This window comes from Mucilaginibacter sp. P1_D10, assembly GCF_056406215.1.
In genome coordinates this window covers 248,973-268,522 of sequence record NZ_JBFUAP010000006.1, presented here as the reverse complement: position 1 = coordinate 268,522, position 19,550 = coordinate 248,973, and the positions used below count along the sequence as shown (strand labels likewise).

At 46.8% G+C, this 19,550-nt stretch carries 21 protein-coding genes; 9 read left to right on the top strand and 12 right to left on the bottom strand.

Features of this window, described 5'->3' with window-relative positions:
* Positions 1-343: 343 nt before the first annotated feature.
* Positions 344-1,696 (top strand): DEAD/DEAH box helicase, encoded by a 1,353-nt coding sequence (locus AC1DYT_RS11775; protein ID WP_477469801.1) that lies wholly within the window; start codon positions 344-346, stop codon positions 1,694-1,696.
* A 286-nt stretch (positions 1,697-1,982) separates the two neighbouring features.
* Here the strand turns inward: AC1DYT_RS11775 and AC1DYT_RS11770 are convergent, their stop codons facing one another.
* Positions 1,983-3,158 carry an ABC transporter permease gene (locus AC1DYT_RS11770; RefSeq protein ID WP_477469800.1) on the bottom strand — a complete coding sequence of 392 codons (1,176 nt, stop codon included), beginning with the start codon at positions 3,156-3,158 and terminating at the stop codon, positions 1,983-1,985.
* Between the two features lie 81 nt (positions 3,159-3,239).
* Complete coding sequence (locus AC1DYT_RS11765) at positions 3,240-4,004, bottom strand: ABC transporter ATP-binding protein (RefSeq protein WP_477469799.1); 765 nt, start codon at positions 4,002-4,004, stop codon at positions 3,240-3,242.
* A 330-nt stretch (positions 4,005-4,334) separates the two neighbouring features.
* On the opposite strand from AC1DYT_RS11765, the gene AC1DYT_RS11760 reads away from it, so the two are divergent.
* Positions 4,335-5,111, top strand: coding sequence for a hypothetical protein (locus tag AC1DYT_RS11760; RefSeq protein WP_477469798.1), 777 nt, complete (start codon positions 4,335-4,337; stop codon positions 5,109-5,111).
* Here the strand turns inward: AC1DYT_RS11760 and AC1DYT_RS11755 are convergent.
* From AC1DYT_RS11755 to AC1DYT_RS11740, 4 genes are all read right to left on the bottom strand, one after another.
* Positions 5,101-5,352, bottom strand: coding sequence for a hypervirulence associated TUDOR domain-containing protein (locus AC1DYT_RS11755; RefSeq protein WP_477469797.1), 252 nt, complete (start codon positions 5,350-5,352; stop codon positions 5,101-5,103). The two genes, AC1DYT_RS11760 and AC1DYT_RS11755, sit on opposite strands and share 11 nt — an antisense overlap.
* A 663-nt stretch (positions 5,353-6,015) precedes the next feature.
* A complete protein-coding gene (locus AC1DYT_RS11750; protein WP_477469796.1) occupies positions 6,016-6,729 on the bottom strand; it encodes a siderophore-interacting protein in 714 nt (237 codons plus the stop codon).
* A 75-nt stretch (positions 6,730-6,804) separates the two neighbouring features.
* Positions 6,805-7,656 carry a helix-turn-helix domain-containing protein gene (locus tag AC1DYT_RS11745; protein WP_477469795.1) on the bottom strand — a complete coding sequence of 284 codons (852 nt, stop codon included), beginning with the start codon at positions 7,654-7,656 and terminating at the stop codon, positions 6,805-6,807.
* A 277-nt stretch (positions 7,657-7,933) separates the two neighbouring features.
* Positions 7,934-8,254 (bottom strand): DUF6686 family protein, encoded by a 321-nt coding sequence (locus AC1DYT_RS11740; protein WP_477469794.1) that lies wholly within the window; start codon positions 8,252-8,254, stop codon positions 7,934-7,936.
* 286 nt (positions 8,255-8,540) lie between these two features.
* Between AC1DYT_RS11740 and AC1DYT_RS11735 the strand changes: the two genes are divergently transcribed.
* Positions 8,541-9,083, top strand: a complete 543-nt coding sequence (locus tag AC1DYT_RS11735; protein WP_477469793.1) for a hypothetical protein — start codon at positions 8,541-8,543, stop codon at positions 9,081-9,083.
* Positions 9,084-9,317: 234 nt separating this feature from the next.
* Here AC1DYT_RS11735 and carA read toward each other — a convergent pair whose 3' ends face one another.
* On the bottom strand, positions 9,318-10,418 hold the full coding sequence (carA, locus tag AC1DYT_RS11730) for a glutamine-hydrolyzing carbamoyl-phosphate synthase small subunit (RefSeq protein WP_477469792.1): 1,101 nt from the start codon (positions 10,416-10,418) through the stop codon (positions 9,318-9,320).
* A 496-nt stretch (positions 10,419-10,914) separates the two neighbouring features.
* Between carA and panB the strand changes: the two genes are divergently transcribed.
* Together panB and AC1DYT_RS11720 are read left to right on the top strand one after the other, a co-directional pair.
* The gene (panB, locus tag AC1DYT_RS11725) at positions 10,915-11,730 is read left to right on the top strand and encodes a 3-methyl-2-oxobutanoate hydroxymethyltransferase (RefSeq protein ID WP_477469791.1); all 816 of its coding nucleotides are present in this window, start codon (positions 10,915-10,917) and stop codon (positions 11,728-11,730) included.
* Positions 11,731-11,830: 100 nt separating this feature from the next.
* Positions 11,831-12,553 carry an RluA family pseudouridine synthase gene (locus AC1DYT_RS11720; protein WP_477469790.1) on the top strand — a complete coding sequence of 241 codons (723 nt, stop codon included), beginning with the start codon at positions 11,831-11,833 and terminating at the stop codon, positions 12,551-12,553.
* Between the two features lie 7 nt (positions 12,554-12,560).
* Here AC1DYT_RS11720 and AC1DYT_RS11715 read toward each other — a convergent pair whose 3' ends face one another.
* Positions 12,561-13,019: a type II toxin-antitoxin system VapC family toxin gene (locus tag AC1DYT_RS11715; RefSeq protein WP_477469789.1), complete on the bottom strand. Its 459-nt coding sequence runs from the start codon at positions 13,017-13,019 to the stop codon at positions 12,561-12,563.
* Complete coding sequence (locus AC1DYT_RS11710) at positions 13,019-13,237, bottom strand: hypothetical protein (RefSeq protein ID WP_477469788.1); 219 nt, start codon at positions 13,235-13,237, stop codon at positions 13,019-13,021. Before AC1DYT_RS11710 ends, AC1DYT_RS11715 begins: the two co-directional genes overlap by 1 nt.
* A 128-nt stretch (positions 13,238-13,365) precedes the next feature.
* Between AC1DYT_RS11710 and AC1DYT_RS11705 the strand changes: the two genes are divergently transcribed.
* Complete coding sequence (locus AC1DYT_RS11705) at positions 13,366-14,163, top strand: Fic family protein (protein WP_477469787.1); 798 nt, start codon at positions 13,366-13,368, stop codon at positions 14,161-14,163.
* 177 nt (positions 14,164-14,340) lie between these two features.
* Here AC1DYT_RS11705 and yiaK read toward each other — a convergent pair whose 3' ends face one another.
* The gene (gene yiaK, locus AC1DYT_RS11700; RefSeq protein WP_477469786.1) at positions 14,341-15,369 is read right to left on the bottom strand and encodes a 3-dehydro-L-gulonate 2-dehydrogenase; all 1,029 of its coding nucleotides are present in this window, start codon (positions 15,367-15,369) and stop codon (positions 14,341-14,343) included.
* Positions 15,370-15,542: 173 nt separating this feature from the next.
* On the opposite strand from yiaK, the gene AC1DYT_RS11695 reads away from it, so the two are divergent.
* Together AC1DYT_RS11695 and purN are read left to right on the top strand one after the other, a co-directional pair.
* A complete protein-coding gene (locus AC1DYT_RS11695) occupies positions 15,543-16,046 on the top strand; it encodes a hypothetical protein (RefSeq protein ID WP_477469785.1) in 504 nt (167 codons plus the stop codon).
* A 45-nt stretch (positions 16,047-16,091) separates the two neighbouring features.
* Positions 16,092-16,670, top strand: a complete 579-nt coding sequence (gene purN / locus AC1DYT_RS11690) for a phosphoribosylglycinamide formyltransferase (protein ID WP_477458441.1) — start codon at positions 16,092-16,094, stop codon at positions 16,668-16,670.
* A 21-nt stretch (positions 16,671-16,691) separates the two neighbouring features.
* Here the strand turns inward: purN and AC1DYT_RS11685 are convergent, their stop codons facing one another.
* On the bottom strand, positions 16,692-17,249 hold the full coding sequence (locus tag AC1DYT_RS11685) for an STM3941 family protein (RefSeq protein ID WP_477469784.1): 558 nt from the start codon (positions 17,247-17,249) through the stop codon (positions 16,692-16,694).
* A gap of 155 nt (positions 17,250-17,404) precedes the next feature.
* Positions 17,405-17,836 carry a hypothetical protein gene (locus tag AC1DYT_RS11680; RefSeq protein WP_477469783.1) on the bottom strand — a complete coding sequence of 144 codons (432 nt, stop codon included), beginning with the start codon at positions 17,834-17,836 and terminating at the stop codon, positions 17,405-17,407.
* A 184-nt stretch (positions 17,837-18,020) separates the two neighbouring features.
* Between AC1DYT_RS11680 and purH the strand changes: the two genes are divergently transcribed.
* Positions 18,021-19,547: a bifunctional phosphoribosylaminoimidazolecarboxamide formyltransferase/IMP cyclohydrolase gene (gene purH, locus AC1DYT_RS11675; protein WP_477469782.1), complete on the top strand. Its 1,527-nt coding sequence runs from the start codon at positions 18,021-18,023 to the stop codon at positions 19,545-19,547.
* The last annotated feature ends 3 nt before the right edge of the window (positions 19,548-19,550 follow it).

Here is a 19,550-nt window from a genome sequence, read left to right as displayed (position 1 = left end):
AGTATGAGCGGAAAGCGTGGGCCGAAGGCAACGCCCATGAATCAGTCAGCAGTTTTCAGAAGGCAGTTGGCAGTTTTCTTTCAAGGTCGCAGATGAAATGCAAGGCTCTTTACCTTAACAACATCCCATAAAATTTACGCATCATAAGTCGGTACATCTTCGCCGCCGTATACCCATTTGCAATCTAAAATTTGCACATCTGCATATCCGCACACATCTGATTTAAAAACCGTATCTTTGCAGAAATAATTACCCGTTGATTTACGGTTTTGATCAATAGACACTCTTCAGATCCGCTTAATGCTTCGCGTTAGCACACAATACAATACATTTATTACATTACATGTCATTCGAAAATTTAAATTTAATTGAGCCTATCTTAAAGGCTTTAAAAACAGAGGGTTATACTACGCCAACCCCAATACAAGAACAAGCAATCCCTTACATATTACAACACCGCGACTTGCTTGGCTGCGCCCAAACGGGTACAGGTAAAACGGCTGCTTTTGCTATCCCTATTTTGCAGTTATTGTTTTTAGATAAGCAAAAACACAAGGAGCAAAAATCTATCAAGGCCCTTATTTTAACCCCAACCCGCGAACTGGCCATCCAGATAAGCGAAAGCTTTACGGCTTATGGCAAGCACACCGGGTTGAAGAACCTGGTTATCTTTGGTGGCGTGTCGCAAGGCCCGCAAACGGATGCTTTACGCCGTGGCGTGGATATCCTGATTGCTACTCCAGGTCGCCTTTTGGACCTGATGAACCAACGCTTCGTACACCTCGACCAGATAAAAATGCTGATTTTGGATGAGGCCGACCGTATGCTGGATATGGGTTTCGTACACGACGTAAAGAAAATCATTGCCAAGGTACCCCAGAACAGGCAGACCTTGTTCTTCAGTGCTACCATGCCTAACGAGATACAGAGCCTGGCCGATTCTATCCTGCAGAAACCTGCTAAAGTAGAGGTTGCCCCGGTATCTTCTACTGCCGATACAATACAGCAGTCGCTATACTTCGTGGAGAAAAACGATAAACGTTTATTGCTTAACCACATTCTAAAAGATAAGAACATCAAAACTGCGCTGGTATTTACCCGTACCAAGCATGGCGCCGATAAGGTGGTTAAAGACCTGGTAAAAGCCGGCATCACTGCCGAAGCTATTCACGGTAACAAATCGCAGAATGCCCGCCAGCGCGCGTTAACCAACTTTAAGAACCGTACTACACGCGTTTTGATTGCAACGGATATTGCTGCCCGTGGTATAGATATAGACGAGTTGACCCACGTGATCAACTACGAGATACCTAACATCCCCGAAACCTACGTACACCGTATTGGCCGTACCGGCCGCGCGGGTGCAAGCGGCATAGCCCTTACGTTTTGCGATGGCGAGGAAGAAATAGATTTCCTGAAAGATATCCATAAGCTGATAGCCAAAGAAATCCCTGTAGAAGAAGGGCATCCTTACCCGCTTAGCATACAAGCCATGACGGAGAAGATGATGAGCAAAGCTAAAAACGCACCGGCGAAAAGCAAAAGCGGTGGTGGCGGCGGTTCACGTGGCGGTCGCCCCGGTGGTGGCGGCGGCGGTGGTGGCCGTAGCAATGGCGGTACCAGGGCCGATGGCAGCCGCAAAGCAGGCGGTGCCAGCGGCATGAGCGGTGCCGGCGGCCGGATGGGTAGGCGGTAAGAGCCCCCTCCGCCCCCTGAAGGGGGGACTTCTCGAAAACATTAAACAGAAATGCCCGGTTTTGCCGGGCATTTCTGTTTGAAAATAATCCGTCATACCGAATTTATTTCGGTACCCCACGCGGCAGGTGACCGGCATGCAAAGCGGCTATATATGGTGGCGACCGTTATGATGGGGTCTTGAAACAAGTTCAAGATGACGTTTGGTGGTTTTTTGGAACGCCCGAACTCAACACCGTTAATATGGGCAATAACTCCTACCTCTAATTTACTGACCTCTAATTTTTTTACTCCCACTTAAACGTCTTCACCGCAACGGCGTACACGCCTATGCCCCATAGTAGCAGGATGAATAACTGATGCGTAACGTCGCCCAATCCGGCGCCTTCAAAGGCTACCTTACGCATGGCGTTGTTGAGGTGGGTGAGGGGCAGCGCATTACTTACATACTGTAGCCATTTTGGGAAAGCCGTTACCGAAAAGAACGTGCCTGATAGCAGGAACTGCGGCAGGGTAATGATATTGGATAATGGCGGTACGGTGCTCTCGTTTTTGGCGATGCCGGATATGTTGAAGCCGAAGCCCATGAATATGATAAGCCCGATAGTGCAGAGCACAAGCATATTCAGCACCGTGACGACCCCATGCACCAACGTAAACCCGAACGCGAAGTGCCCCACCATCAATATGAACAGGGCGCCAAGCAAGGAAAAGGTGAGCCTGGCCAGAGCCTCGCCTAGCACAATACTGTAACGCTTAACCGGCGTAGCGAAGAAACGCTTGATAACCAGTGTGAGCCGCAAGCTGAGGAATACGAACGCCGTACCGAACACCCCGCTGCTTAGTAAAGAGAAGCCCAACTGCCCCGGCAATATAAAATCGATGTATTTGTACTCGCGACCGGTTACGGTGGTTTCGTTTAATTGTGCCGCCTGTACCGCGCTGAGGACCCCTATTTCTTTCACAAGCTCCGCATTCTTTTGTAATAATATACCATTCAATACCGATTTAAGGATACCGCCTTTTTGTGATGAAGAGGTATATTGCACGTTAACCGTATAAGCCGGTACAAATTTCTCGGGTGACAGAGTACTTGGCACCAGGGGAGACCCTAAGGACATTTTGAATTCTTTAGTGGCTGCGGCATTTTTCTTTATTTCGATAATGGCATCAAGATTCCCTTTAGATAAGTCTTTTTTCATATCGTCGGCCGGGACATTGGTCTCCAGATTAATAACCGAGGATTTTTTGAGCGCCTGGTATATCGGACTCAGCGTATCCGTACCTTTCACTACACCCACATCAACCTTAACGCCGCCGCCACCTATATTGGCAAACACCAAAATAAATATCAAGGGAAAGGCCAGGCTAAATACCACCGCCGAGGGGCTGCGGAGTATGGACCGGAAACTTGCTTTGGCAATAGCCAGTGTGGCGCGTGTATTACTATAATTTTGGTTCATTAGTCATTGGTTCAATAGTTCATTAGTACATTGGGGAGATTGTAAACTGGCAACTGCTAACTGCACACCGCCAACTGGAATCTACCCTTCCCGCCATTCTTTGCCGGTTAGGTTGATGAAAACATCTTCCAGGTTGGCTTCTTTTACTTGTTTCTTGCGTTCGAAACCGGTAGCCACAAGTTCATCTATAAAATGGTCGGGAGTATCTATGCCTACAATGTGGCCGCCATCTACAAAGGCTACACGGTCGCACAGTACTTCGGCTTCGTCCATATAATGGGTGGTAATTACCACGGTTGTACCGTTATTGCGTATCTCGCGTATCAGGTCCCACAGGTTGCGACGGGCTTGCGGGTCAAGCCCGGTAGTTGGCTCGTCCAGGAAAATTATCTTGGGGTCGTTTATCAGCGTAGTGGCTATAGAGAAACGTTGTTTTTGCCCACCGGAGAGGTCCTTGTATTTGGCCTTGGCTTTATCGGTAAGGGCTACTTTCGCCAGCATTTCCATAGGTGTTTTGTCGATGCCGTATAAGCCCGAGAACAGTACAATCAATTCCGACAGGTTGAGGTTAGGGTAGTAACCTGCGGCCTGCAATTGCACGCCTATTATTTTCTTGATGCTGTCGGCATCTTTGCTGATATCGAAGCCGGCAACCGTAATCTCGCCCGAGGTTTTGTCGCGCAGGGTTTCGATGATTTCCAGTGTGGTAGTTTTGCCCGCGCCGTTGGGGCCAAGCAGGCCGAATATCTCGCCTTCGTAAACCTCGAAACTGATGCCCTTTACAGCGGCAAAATCGCCGTAGTTTTTGGTAAGGTTGTTAACCGTAATAATAGGTTGTTTTGCCATAGCGTAAATATGCGATGGATTTGTGGAATATCCATATGTCCGGGGTGCTTAGGGCATTAAAATTCTATTAGATTTTGCCGGCGGCAAACTTTATAGTAAAAAGTACGACAGGAGCATAACAATAATTGACGTATTGAAGCGAAATTTCTACAACGCATACAATATTTACAATTATCTTTATTGCATTATAACCACCTAATTCACATGTATCGATATTTTGTATTCTTAGCTGTTGTACTGGTTTCTTGTAATTCGGCAACTCATAAAAAACACAAGCAGGATAGTATCCCTGTAGCTAAACCACAAAACCATGCTGTTTTTCCATTTACAGTGGAAAAGTTTAATTGGGCATCGATAGAAAAATCTAACGATAGTTTAAAGAATGCCTTTATCAACGCGAACCTGGCCAAATTTACGGACGAATACGGTGCTTACAAAAGCGAATATAATACTGATAAGTTGATTGATGCCCTCCACATTTGCGATATTAACGGTGATGGGAAGGACGATCTGATATTTGAAGGTAAAAGCGGAGGGGAACCTTATGAAGTGGCATTTATATTACACACCACTAATGGGTTTAATATTGTTTTTAAGTCATTTCAATTTTTAAGAAAGTTGGATATAAAAGCCGGAAAGGTGTTTCGGGCATATATCAAAGACGATGGCTGTTGCGCCGCCTACATCGATTTTAATAAAACATATACGGCTACTTACAAGGGCGACATCCCTCATCTTAAATTGGAAACGGTATCAGCAAATTACCACAACATGCCTTTTAACGGCTCTTATTTTAAGTCCCCAATCCGGTTTGCAGTTTTAAACGAGAATTATAAGCTGAGATTTGAACCGATCGTAAACGATACTACCAAAAATGGGATTGACGGAGAAATACATAAAGGGAATACGGTAGCCGAGTTGCATAAAAATACTACAGGCACAGCCCTCGCAAGTTCTACTGACAAATCAGGTAGGGTTTGGTGGCTTGTTCAGATACCAGCGAAATATAAACTTGGCAAAAGCCTATTTTACGAAGACCCGGAAAACGGCATTACAGCCGATAAAGTTGGCTGGATAAGCAGCCGGTATGTAAAAACTATTGATTAATTATCTTCCCGCCTTCCTTCAACTCGCTTTCAGATTTCAGCACCTTGCTGCCATCAGCTTGCTTAATTTCGTAGGCAGGCTCATCGGCAGTTGCCTTGCGTTTTACTTTGGTGCCTTTTATGGTTTTTGTAATGGTTTCGGTATGCTTCTTTTCTATTTTGCCTTCGGCTGCCGGGGCGCCCCATTGCCGGTGTACGGTATCTCCCTTTTTTATGATTGATGTTTTAACCGAAGAAAGCAAAGTGCCTGCCAGTTTCGCGTAGCGGGGGAAATGATAGATAAGGCCGGACTGGGAATTCTACCGTATGTTTCGGCTTACGGGCCAAAACATACGGATATATGATGGAGGTATGATTAGCAGGCCAGGCATCCTACGCCGATGATCAGCACGGCTACTACAAGTGCCATGATGGAGTAAAGTGATGGGATAGTAAGTTGAGTTGTCATGATGATGTTGCGTTGTTTTAACACTACAAATGTGCATCAGCGGGCAAATTTTGTTTAACGTTATTAGGCGAAACATGGCAAATCGTCGGTAAACGGATTTCTGAGGGGAATGAACAGGGGAGGCATTATCGGTGAATTTGGCGGCTATCGGTGAGTGCAGGTTTTTGGTGTGCGAATGGGGGGGGCATTGGTTAAATATCGAACACCGAATGCTGAATATCGAATGATGAATGATGAAAACTCCGTCATGTTGAAATTTTTTCAACACCCCATCATAAAAGTTGCCATCCTGCTAAGCCACTTTGCTTGCCGTTGACCTGCCGTGTGGGGGGGCGAAATAATTCGGGATGACGGCGGGGTTAGCAGGACATTCCACATTACATAGTTTGCTTTGCATGGTGCCGCAGGGTATTCTTCGAGAGCCTTGCGGAGAGGCAGGGGCTTAATGCGATGCCCCTTAACTCCAGAACCCCCGTGCTTTAATCTGCGCAGAGGGGTACCCCAATTGTTTCAGCAACTTACGCAGTTCGCTTACCATGGTATTGTTGCCGGCCAGGTAAAAAATGGTATGCGCCATATCGTAGTGCTGTTCTATTACCCATTGTATAATACTGTGGTGGCCATAAACATCGGTACGCTCAATAGCTTGCAGGGGCGACCAAAAATACTCCTCGAATAATTTACGGTGGTGCGGATTGGCAATGAGCACCGCACCCGCGAAGCGGCCCCTGGGCAATACCATTTGCTGCAGGGCAAGCATATGCCCCATGCTGCTCTCATCGCCCAGCCCAATAATGACGGCTTTGCTTTCGGGTGCGTGGCGGGTGCTGCCTATGGCCAGGTAATGCACGTCGTCGCCCTTCTTCAGGCTGGCGGCCCATTTGCTGCCGGGTCCTTTGTGCGCCGCATCTATATAGAGGGTGCAGGTATGCGTTTCGGCATCCCAGCCGCTTGGGGTGTAATCGCGGTAGGTAAGGTTATCCACTTTGAATTTGATGTAGGGGATTTCCTGCCAGCTTTGCACGTCGGCATAGGGCAGGTGCAGGTCTACTTCAATCATGGTAGCAGGTTCCCAGTGGCGCACTTCCAGCACGCGGCCGCTTTGTAGCAGCCGGCTTTCTAATAGCCGGCCGGCCCGGGCTTTCAATTTATCTAAGGTTGATGTTTGCATCTGTGATGATTTAATAGCACAAATTACGGCAAACAGGGTGGCCGGGGAAATGGCGGCATCGGGGTAATGATTGGACTATTTACGGTAGTGCCTGCGGAATTCGAGTGGCGTATTTCCTGCTGTGCGCTTAAACACGCGCGAAAAATAGGTATGGTCGTCATAGCCCAGGGTATGCGCTATTTCTTTTGTGTTCATTTCGCTGTAGTACAAAAGGCGCTTGGCTTCCAGCATCACTTCCTGTATTATCCAGTAGCTTACGGGCAGCCCGGTCGTTTTTTTGAGCGCTTCGTTCAGGTACGATTCGGATACGTTTAACTGCGCCGCATAAGCCGAAGGGCTTTTCTGCATGCGCATATTTTCCGTAAGCATTTTTTTGAATTGCTGCGATAGCTGCGCCGGTCGGGATAGGCGCCCTTGCTTATCGCCGGCGGTACAATAGCAGCCGGCAACTATTCCCAAAAACGATTGCAACAGGGAATGCACAATGGGCAAGTAAAAGGCATCATTAGGGTTGCCATGGTATTGGTTATCCAGCAGGCAAAGGAGGTCGTTGCATTGGGCCAGTTGCTGTGGGTTTAATACGCAGGGTTGCTGCAACAGCAGGTGCCCCTCAAAAACCTGGCGGTAATCGGGCGGTATCAATGGCGTATCAACGGCAATAAACCAGCCCTCGCCCACTTTCTGGCGGATGGGCTGGTGTACCTGCCCGGGCAGCAGATAGTAAACCGAGCTCCCGGCAAAGTGCATCTCGTGGAAATCGACCATCAGCGAAGCGTTGCCTGCTATCAACAGAAAAAAAATGTAATGATCGTCGCGGTGTATGCCCAGCATTTCAACCTCCTTACCCAGGTCGCCGGGTAAAAAGTGGCGTATATCCAGGCCGCTGCTTGCCCTGTCTTGTATCTTATGTACCGGGATATCTTTCATACTGCTGGCAAAGTAAAGTATTTGCGAAGGGAGTTTGGCAAAAGCCTTTAATATTTTGCGGGGATTTCGTCGGTAGCGGCGGCATTGAAGCTGAGGGTATTTAAGGGATACTAAACGTCATTCTTCTTGTTTCAATATCCGTCATAACAGTGGCCAAATGCTAAGCCGCTTTGCAATTCGCCCACCTTGCAGATGGGTTACCGAAATAAATTCGGCATGACGTAGCTGTTTTGGTTCAATCTTGGTTCTAACCTCTTGCCTCTAATCTCTTTTTTCCTCACCCTTCCATCAGCCCATAAACTTCCTGCATGTAGGCAGCCTCGTCCATTGCTGTGTGGAAATCCTCCCACTCGTGGGGCGTGAAGGTAAACTGTATATCGCTTACGGGCGTGCGCATCACAATGCGTTCCTGCCCATCCGGGAACGGGAAGGAGTGGCCGTCGAAATCCAGGTCGGCAGCAAAATCCCTGAACTGCGCAAACTGCTCAGGCGTGAAACTGAGGATGAGGTTGTGGTTCCAGATGAAAACACAGCGGCATTCGGAGCACCGGCTGATAACCGATGCCCCTTTCTGACTAAGCACTTTTGCGTCGCACATAGGTAGGTGATGTTAAAAATTTGTGCCTGCTTAAGCGGTGTTTCCCCCATGAAAAGTACTTGCCGAAAAAGCAGGGCTTAAGTTTTTCTGAGCATATCAACCGCTCACGCCAACAAAGTAAAGCCTTATTTAGAATAAATCCAAATAAAAATAAGAGAAATTTATTTTTAGATATGGAGCTTGAATTGTTGGAAGAGAGCGGAAAATCGCTTGGATATCTCTTTCCGCATAGGAAATGTATATACGATTAGCTATTTTCGTTGTAAACCAACTCCATACACACATAATGAAAAATCTTTTATTGGTGGCGATGTTTGCCCTGGCCATAGCCGCCTGCCAAACTGCCGAAAAGAAACCCAATGCCGTAGCCACCGTGCCAGCTGCCTACACCGTTCCGGAAGATAGTGCTATTACCAAAGCGGTACATGATGCTTACACCGCTCTCACTTTTAAAAAAGGGGAGCAACCCAGGTTTGATGAGATAGGAAATTATTTTATCCCGCAGGCGCAATTCATCAATTTCCGCGCCGATACAGCAGAAGTTGCCTCCTTGCCGCAAATCATTAAATTGTACAAAAAATTTGTAACAGACGGCCATATAGCTATGTTTTATGAGGAAGAAGCATACGGCAAAACCGAGCAGTTTGGCAATGTGGCCCACCGTATCAGCACGTATAACACGTACCTCAACACCCGTGATAGCATAGCCGAGCGTGGCGTAAACAGTTTCCAGCTCATCAAAACGCCCAAAGGCTGGAAAGTGAGCAGCATTATTTGGGATGTGGAAAGGAAAGGCCTGCCAGTGCCGGCGTATTATTTGAAGAAGTAAATAAGTACGTCCTTGCGAGGAACGAAGCAATCGCTACGCAGGACGGGCTCTATGCAGGTCGCTCTGCTTATCGGGAGATTGCATCGTTCCTCAATGACGCGGTGTTTAAAGGAGAACGCCTCTCAAGTTAAGCTTGAAAGGCGTTCGGCATTGTCTGAACCTTGATTCTCTTGATTAGAGGATTTTCCTGATTTTAAATCGGTGAAATCGTAAAAATCCGCTTAATCCCGGTTCTTATTTCATCAGATTAATAAAGTCATCGAACAGATAACGGCTATCGTGCGGGCCGGGGGATGATTCGGGGTGATATTGTACCGAGAATGCTTTTTTATCTTTTACGCGGATACCTTCTATCGATTGGTCGTTAAGGTTTATGTGGGTAATCTCTACCTTATCAGATGCCCTCACCGCCTCAGGCACTACGCCGAAGCCGTGGTTTTGCGAAGTAACCTCGCAATGGTTGATGATTACGTTTTTCACCGGGTGGTTAAGGCCACGATGCCCGTTGTGCATCTTTTTGGTTGGTATGTCGTTTGCCAAAGCCAGCAACTGGTGGCCCAGGCAAATACCGAATAAAGGCTTATCGGCAGCTAAGATTTCTTTTACGGTTTCTACAGCGTAGGGCATGGCCGATGGGTCGCCGGGGCCGTTAGAAATAAAGTAACCTGCCGGCGCAAAATCCTTTTCCATTTCGGCAAAGGTGGTTTTGGCGGGGTAAACTTTGGCGTACACGTCGCGGTCGTCGAAGTTGCGGAGGATGTTCTTTTTTACGCCGAGGTCTAACACCGCCACGCGGTAGGCAGCAGCTTCGTTGCCGAAGGTGTAAGTTTCTTTGGTTGATACCTGCGAAGAAAGTTCCAGGCCATCCATATCCGGCGCTTCGGCCAGTTTAGCTTTCAGCTCTTCTATATCCAGTATCTCAGAGGAGATGATAGCGTTCATGGCGCCTTTATCGCGTATATGGCGCACCAGCTGGCGGGTATCTATATCAGATATGCCCACGATGTTTTGCTCCTGGAAATAATCCTGTATGGATTCATCGGCCTGTTTGCGGCTGTAGGCAATGTTGTAGTTTTTGCAAACCAGCCCGGCTATCTGTATCTGGCCCGATTCTACCTCCTGAGCAGATATGCCGTAGTTACCTATGTGCGCATTGGTAGCCACCATTATTTGCCCGAAGTACGATGGGTCGGTAAAAATTTCCTGGTAGCCGGTCATCCCGGTGTTAAAACATATCTCGCCGGTGGTGGTACCTATTTTACCTGCGGCTTTACCGTTAAAAACGGTGCCATCGGCCAATAACAATACTGCGGGCAGTTTGGTGTAATGGTTCATTTTGCAAAAAAATTGAAAGGGTAATTTGTTCGGATTTCCTGGCACGAAGCTCCGTATGAACAGCACTGAAAATTGAAGTAAAACACCTCTTTATTCACGCCGCAAAAGTATGATTTAATTTTTTAAATCAAAAGTTATTACCACTTGTTTTTTGCGGCCACCAAAGCGCCGCGGGTTTGGCTACTTGCCTTTGTTGCCCCAAAAGAAAGTTGTTTTTAGGCAATGCGTGCACCAGAATGGTCTGATAGGCAAAAAGGGTAGGAATTTTTTAAGGTAAAAATTACGCGGTTTGCGGTCGGTATGGTTCATGGGTTTACCACAGTACATGCATGGGTATATTTTATCGTCCATTAAATCGAATAGTATAATTATTTATAATTGGGCTGCCCTAAAATATAAAATAATATATAAATACAAGGAAAATAGCCTTCAATTTTTCAGGATGAAAAATACCGGATGAGTTCCTAACTTTGCGGTTCACGAAACTATCATCAGTATGTCGGTAAATAAGGAAGTAAAGCGCATTACGGTGCATACCCTGCAGGAAATGAAGAACCGGGGCGAAAAAATTGCCATGCTTACGGCATACGATTATTCGATGGCGCTGATCGTTGATAATGCGGGTACCGATATTATACTGGTTGGCGATTCGGCCTCCAACGTAATGGCCGGGCACGAAACCACTCTGCCTATAACGCTCGACCAAATGATATATCACGCTGCATCGGTAGTGCGCGCTGCTAAGCGGGCGCTGGTGGTGGTAGATTTGCCTTTCGGCTCATATCAAGGGAATTCTAAAGAAGCCCTGGCGTCGGCCATCCGCATTATGAAAGAAGCGGGCGCGCACGCAGTTAAACTGGAAGGCGGCGTGGAGATCGCAGAATCTGTAACACGTATCCTTACCGCCGGTATCCCGGTAATGGGGCACCTGGGCTTAACGCCGCAATCGATATACAAATTCGGCACCTACACCGTAAGGGCCAAAGAAGAGGCGGAGGCCGCCAAGTTAAAGGAAGATGCCTTGAAGTTGCAGGAATTGGGCTGCTTCGGCATCGTGCTGGAAAAAATTCCATCTAAACTGGCAAAAGAAGTAAGCGATAGCCTTAATATACCAACCATTGGCATTGGTGCCGGGCAGCATTGCAGCGGACAGGTACTGGTGATACACGATATGCTTGGCCTGAACAAAGGTTTTAAACCCCGCTTTTTACGCCAATACGCCGACCTGTACAGCGTGATGGACGGCGCAATAAAAAACTACGTAAGCGATGTAAGAGCAAGTAATTTCCCGAACGAAAAGGAAGAATATTAGGTAGATGTGCAGATGTGCGAATATGCAGATGTGCAGATGAAAAATTAATATAGATCCTGAATTCAAATCCGAAACCGTAAATCCCAAATCCGAAATAAAATTGGCCCGCCCCGAACATAACTATACCAGCCACGATGTTACTGATAAGGATATCCTTTACGAGGATAACCACCTGATTGCCGTAAATAAGCGCGCCGGCGACATTGTACAGGTAGATGATACTAACGACGAGCCACTTGACGAGAAGGTAAAGAAATATATCGCAGCTAAATACAATAAGCCGAACGGTGCTTTCCTGGGCGTAGTGCACCGCCTGGACAGGCCTGTGAGCGGCGTTATCCTCTTCGCCAAAACCAGCAAGGCTTTGGATAGGATAAACAAGCTTTTTAAAGGCCGCGAGATGCATAAAACCTATTATGCCATTACCCGCAAACGCCCCCAGCCCGAGGCCGGCAACCTGGTACACTGGCTGGTGAAAAACCCGCAAAAGAATGTTACCAAAGCGCACGATAAAGAAGTGCAGGGCAGCCTCCGTTCTGAATTGAACTATAAGCTTGTTGGCGAACTGGATGGTTATTATGTAATAGAGGTTGACCCGATAACCGGCCGGCCGCACCAGATACGCGTGCAGCTAAGCACCCTGGGCTGCCCCATAGTAGGCGATAATAAATACGGTTACCCACGCGGTAGCCTCCGCAAAAGCATATGCCTGCATGCCCGCCGCCTGCAATTTGTCCACCCCGTAAAAAACGAACCGGTTATGATTGTGGCACCATTGCCTAAGGATGGTTTTTGGGATAAGTTTGAGGGCTTGGTGAGGTAAAGGGGAGTTAGAAGAAAGGTCTGAATTCTGTTGACCTAATCTTTCGGACTTCAAAAAATATATTGTTCAAGTGGTCGAAATCGGCATCGGTAGTGATAAGCGTTAATCCCATCAATGCAGCAAGCGATGCTATCCACAAATCGTTTTTACCCATATTTCGAGGGGTATCGAATGGGTAATTTTCGAATTTCGGGTTTAGCCTTTGCGAGTAAGCATCAATTTCTGCGTAGATATTTACATAGAATTTGTCAACATCTATAATATTAAGTTGATCAAGAATGCTGTCTAGCAAATTTCGTTTGTTTAGTCCCCAATTGTTTCTTAACGCCAAAGATTTTAATTCCGCTTCCGACACTACAGAGATGTAAAGTAGTGAATTGGAGGGATTAATAAAATTGATGATTGCGTTAAAGTTTTTTGCTCGGACAAGGCTAATAATGATGTTGGTATCCAAAAGGATGTTCATTATTTATCTTTTTCAAGTTGATCCAATAAATCGGTCCATTCTTCCTCGGTAAACGGTTCTATCGGTGGGGCTTCTTCAAGCGCCTTAATTAGCGTGCTATTATTTTTGCCCGCTTTTAAACCAAATGCGGTGGTGCCACCGGCAGCTAAAACCTCCTTCGGAGAGTACGACTCATGGCTCCTGAACGATTCTCCATTTTTTGTTATACCCGATTTCATTGTTTCTCCTCCTCATAACAAATATAAAATTAATAAAGCATTTAGAAAAATGCGGACCATGGTTTAATTCCACTCCCCATAGCAACCATATAAATAACATTTTATAAGTATTTTCGCACTATACTACAATGGAAGCGGTTAAACTCATAGCGGAATATGAAAGCCTCGGCATAGCCGATGTGATAGACCATGAACGGTTTAACCTGATTGCTATCGACCATCATTCCACCCGTATAGAAGGATCAACCCTTACCGAGATCGAAACCCAGGTGTTGATAGACGAGGGGCGCACACCAAACGGCAAACCGATGGAAGAAAGCCTGATGGTGACCGACCATCACGCCGCGCTGTTGTTTGCCTTAGAAAACGCGAAAGCCAAAAAAGGCCTAAGTGTTTCGCTTTTGCAAAGTATCAATAGCCTGGTTATGAAACGTACCGGCAAGGTTTATAATACCATGCTTGGTTCCGTAGATTCGGCAACGGGCGCGTTCAGGAAAGGGAATGTTACAGCAGGCGTTTCTTATTTCCCCAATTTTGATAAGGTTGAAAGGCTCACGACCGAATTGGTAAAAAAACTCAATGAGTCGATGGGTAAACCGCTTACTGTGGAGCAGCAGCTGAAGCTTTCTTTCGATGCACATTTCAACCTGGTCAGCATCCACCCTTATTATGACGGCAATGGCCGTACATCAAGGTTGCTGATGAATTATATCCAGGCCTGGTATGGCTTGCCATTAGGTATCGTCCGCAGTGAAAACAAGGTTGCCTATATACAGGCGTTGGTTGATACCCGCCAGCAGGAGGACATTGAAATCTTCAGGCGGTTTATGGCGGATGAATACACCACAATGCTGAAACTGGAGATTGAGAAATTTAAAGAGATGCAAAGGCCGGGTAAAGGGAGTGGGTTTAATTTTTTGTTTTGAGAGGGATTTTATCTAACAGAATATATTATGGAGGACAGCGCAAATATTCAATTAACTCAAGTGCCCATTGGCATATCTCTATTGTTAGAAAAAGAATTAGAGATTATGAGGAAACCCGAAAATGGGGTTGGACTTCAATGAGGTGATGCGCGAGTTAGAAAAGAAATTCCAATAACTCTACATCCCCTTCACTTCTTCCCAAATTCTTTCATCCACCAGCACACCCTCTGCCAGGCTTTTTTCCCTGGTGCGCAGCATGTTTTCGCCTGGGTAGAGGATTTCGGTGCCGCCTTCCGTCGCGCTGCTTTTGGTGTAATCGAGAATTTGCTCTATCAGCGCCTCGTTTTGCACGCCATCTGCTTTTATGGCTATGAAAACCTGCGATACCCCGGTTTCTTTCCGGCCGCTTTGGGTAATGGCCGCGGTTGAGCTTCCCCCGCTCAGGATGGTGGCCAGCAAATCGAGTACCAGCGACAAACCCGAGCCTTTCCAAAAACCGATGGGCAATGCCCGCCTTGTAGCCAGTATGGCTGCGGCATCGGTACTTAGGTTACCCTCACTATCGTAGCCGCCGGGTAGGGGCAGGGGTTTGTTTTGAGCCTCGTATTGCCAAAGCTTGCCAAAGGAGAATTGCGATATGGCCATATCCAGCACCACATGCCCGCCTTGTTTGGGTACGGCTATAATCAGGGGGTTATTGCCCAGTCGCGGCTGGGTGCCGCCCCAGGGCGGCAGGTTGGCTATAGTATTGGTAAAGCAAATGCCCACGCAACCAGCTTCGGCGGCTTGCCAGCCGTAGGTGCCGCCGCGCATCCAATGGTTGGTGTTTTTAATGGCCACGCAGCCTATGCCGTTCGCTTGGGCCAGCGCAATGGCTCTATCCATACTAAAACGGGCATTGAGCATACCGGTGGCAAAGTTGCCGTCCCATTGCTCAATGGCACCAAAGGAGCTTATTAGCGATGGCTCGGCATTGGGGGTAATCAGCCCTTCCTTTAAATATTCAATGAATACGCCAAAGCGGTTAAGCCCGTGCGAGGCCACGCCATCGCGGCTGTTATCGGCAAATATGCCGGCGCAGGCATCGGCGTTGTCGTTGGTAAAATCAAGCGAAAGCAATACGCGTTTAAATTCGGCTTTAAGTACAGCGTACGGTATGCGCAGGCTTTGTTGATTTGGTGAGTGGCTGATGGGTTTGTTTAGCATCAATTCTTCCTTTGGTAATGTATCGCCGCAATTTAAGATTTTTGCCGCCTAATCAATCACCCGGCATCCAACCTAATCAACCATAGGCAAAATAATGCGGGCTTAATAGAGTTATATTGATTGGCCGGGCAGGTGTATGTAAATGTAATTCCTATTTTTGCGGCTGATAAAGGATGAAGAAAAATATTGGTTTCTGTTGTGCATCGTTATTGCTGCTGATTGGGCTGGTGGCAAACTCCTGCAAAAAAGAGGATAAAAGCAATATACCCAATTTGCTTACCACCCGGCAGTGGGAACTGGCATCGCTGCAGGTGTATAATTATATAGGCGATACCCAGCAATCAACCGATACTATCACCTGCGATAGCACGCAAATATTTAAGTTTTATAAAGACGGCAGCTGCACTTATACTAATTTCGATTGTACAGTGCAGGATATTGCCCGGGGCACTTACAGCCTGAGCGACACTAAGCTCATTTTGTTTGCCGATATGGTTTGCAAGGACAATAGCACCGTGGGCAGCTCCAAGCCATTTGCCAATGCGCAAATAAGCAACCTTGGCGAATTTTCTATGGTGCTGCAAACCGGCGATACGCAGGCGTATTATACGTCCACGCAGCCGCGCACCATTTACCGTTGGGGATTTATACGCCAGAAAGAAGTAATAACGCGATAACTGGTTAAATTTTTATATTTTGCAGTAATAAAGCTGATAGCCATTTTGAAAAAGAGAATAGCCATTTTCGCTTCCGGTTCGGGGTCTAACGCCCAGAAGATAATGGAGCACTTTAAGCGCAATGCCGATGCCGAGGTAGTATTGATACTTACCAACAACCCGCAGGCCTACGTATTGCAGCGCGCCGATAATTTCGAGGTGCCGTCGCACGTATTTACCCGCACCGAGTTTTACGATACCGATGAGGTAATTGCCTTGCTTAAAAACCTGCAGGTAGATCTTATTGTGCTGGCGGGTTTTTTGTGGCTGGTGCCTAAAAATTTATTAGCTGCTTTCCCTAATAAAATCATCAATCTGCACCCTGCGTTACTACCCAAATTTGGCGGCAAGGGCATGTATGGCGACAACGTACACAAGGCGGTATTGGCCGCCGGCGAAGAGGAATCGGGTATTACCATCCATTTCGTAAATGCCGAGTTCGACGAGGGCGAACCCATCCACCAATCCAAATTCAAGATAGAGCCCGGCGATACGCTGGAGATCGTAAAATTCAAAGGCCAGCAGTTAGAGCACCTGCACTTCCCCAAAGTGATTGAGAATTTGCTGAAGAAGATGCGTTCTTAGAAAGAGATTAGAGGCGGGAGGTTAGAGATTGGTTCTATTTGCCGCCAATCTTTCCCGTAGCAACCTGTACAAATCTTCAAGGCTATACTGCAACGTATTTGCCGTAATACTCACCGGTGTTTGGTACTGTCGGTAATTCATGGCGGCCATTTTCTTCATGATGGCGTTGCTTTGGCGATCGATGTACTCGGCAGGGTTATGCACCAGTACCATAATGAGCTTTTGTTTGCCTACTTCTATTACTTCTATACCTGCTATATCAGCCCAGGGTATCAGGCCGAAAGTATAGCCGCTGCAATTATCAGTAATACCTTCCGCGCTTACGATGAGGCCCGGCCGGGTATCGAACAGTTTTTTCACCAGGCAATACGCGCAAAAGCCAAAGAACGCCACGGCCACAATGCCTAAGCCATAACCCAGTATTGGGTTTGGTTGGTTGCCAAAAAGCCTGATGTTGGGTTTTGTAATAAACCAGACGCCAGCAGCCACAAAAGCCAGGCTTCCCACAAACATGAGCACTATTTTGCCTTTGTTAAGCGGTATCTCTATTTGGGTGGCGGTGCTAACTGCGTCGGACATGGTTGAATTGTTTGGTAGGATAAAGATAATGTCTGAACTCGAATTTTTATAGAATTAAAAGAATTGAAAGAATTTTAAAACAAAGCACTTCAATTTGCTTTAACCTTTAACCTTTAACCTTTAACCTTTAACCTTTAACCTTTAACCTTTAACCTCTACTTCACTTTCTCGAACCGTGTGCCGCAACCCTCTATGCACATAATTGGGCCGGCAGGGATGAGCGTTAGTTTTTCGCCTTCTATTTTGTAAATAAAATTTTGAGTGGCGATACCGGCCTGCGTTTTAAAAACCAGGGTGGTGCTGTCGCGCTGGGTGTAGCTTTTGTATTGCGAAAAATACTGCAAAAAGTTATCTGCATTGTTTAAACCCGTTACTTCCATGGTGCCATCGCTTTTCAGCGTGATGCTGTGTTCGCCGGTGGTTGCTACGGAGTGATAGGTGCCACTGCCGTCGCCCGGGTCGGCGTAAGTGGCGGATAGTTTCCATTTGCCTTGTAAAGAAGTATTCACCAGGAATTTGCTTTCTTTTGTGCAGGCGGCCATAAACATGATAATGGCGAGTGCTGCAAGTTTAGCTGAAGTTTTCATCGGTTTGTTTTTTATCCTTACGGCTGAGAGGCTGGCAACGCAACAAATGGGGCTTATTTTTATAGCAAAACGTCCTTTTTATCTCCTTAAGCATCAATTACAAACCCAATAAAAAAAACTAACCTTAAGTCTCTAATCTCTAATCTCTAATTCATACCTTTGCGGCTCAAAAAAAGCCCTGCAAATGAGCCAGTCCGTTCAAATAAAAAATGCCCTTATTTCTGTTTATTACAAAGACAACCTCGAGCCGATAATCCACGAGCTGAATCGCCTTGGTGTCAACATATATTCAACCGGTGGTACCGAAACTTTTATCCGCGACCTTGGGGTTGATGTGATTGCCGTTGAGGATCTTACCTCGTACCCATCCATACTGGGCGGACGCGTAAAAACCCTGCACCCAAAGGTGTTTGGTGGTATTTTATCGCGCCGCGGTTTAGATAGCGATGCCCAGCAACTGGAGCAATACGCTATCCCGGAGATCGATCTGGTAATTGTAGACCTGTACCCCTTCGAAGAAACGGTAAACTCCGGCGCAGGCCAGGAGGATATCATCGAGAAGATTGATATCGGCGGTATCTCGCTTATCCGCGCAGCGGCTAAAAACTTTAAAGATGTGGTTATCGTAGCCTCTAAAAACGATTATGGTATTTTGGAAGACATCCTGAAAAGCCAGGACGGTACAACTACCATAGACCAACGCCGTACTTTCGCGCAAAAGGCATTCAACATATCGTCTAACTACGATACGCACATATTCCAATATTTCGATCAAACCGAGCCGATGCCTGTTTTTAAACAGAGCATACAAACCAGCCAAACATTGCGTTATGGCGAAAACCCGCACCAAAAGGGTACTTTCTACGGTAACCTTGATGCGATGTTCACTAAGCTGAACGGCAAAGAGTTATCATACAACAACCTGGTTGATGTTGATGCTGCCGTGGCACTGATAAACGAGTTTACAGAGCCAACCTTCGCTATATTGAAACACACAAACGCCTGCGGTATTGCCAGTCGTTTACATACTAAAGAGGCCTGGTTAGATGCCCTGGCCTGCGACCCGGTTTCGGCTTTTGGCGGTGTATTGATTACCAACGCCGAAGTTTGCGAGGCAACTGCTTTAGAAATAGATAAGATATTTTACGAGGTGCTGATTGCCCCGGCTTATACCGATGATGCGCTGAAAGTATTAACCGCTAAAAAGAACCGCATCGTACTCATCCGCAATAAGGTTGAGCTGCCGACAAAGCAATTCAAAACCCTCCTGAATGGTGTTATAGAGCAGGATATGGACCTGGTTATTGAAGGCCCGGCACAAATGAACCCGGTAACCGAAAAGGAGCCTACTACAGAAGAGCTGAAAGACCTTTATTTTGCCAATAAAGTGGTAAAGCACACTAAATCCAACACCATCGTTTTCGCCAGGAACAGCCAGTTGATGGCAAGCGGCGTGGGCCAAACCTCAAGGGTTGATTCTTTGAAGCAGGCCATCATCAAAGCCGAAAGCTTTGGTTTCGACCTGAAGGGCGCGGTAATGGCATCTGATGCTTTCTTCCCCTTCCCCGATTGTGTGGAGATAGCTGCCGACGCAGGCATCACAGCCGTATTGCAGCCGGGCGGCTCTATAAAAGATCAGGACTCCATTAACATGTGCAACCAAAAAGGCATTGCCATGGTTACTACCGGGGTGAGGCACTTTAAGCACTAAGGT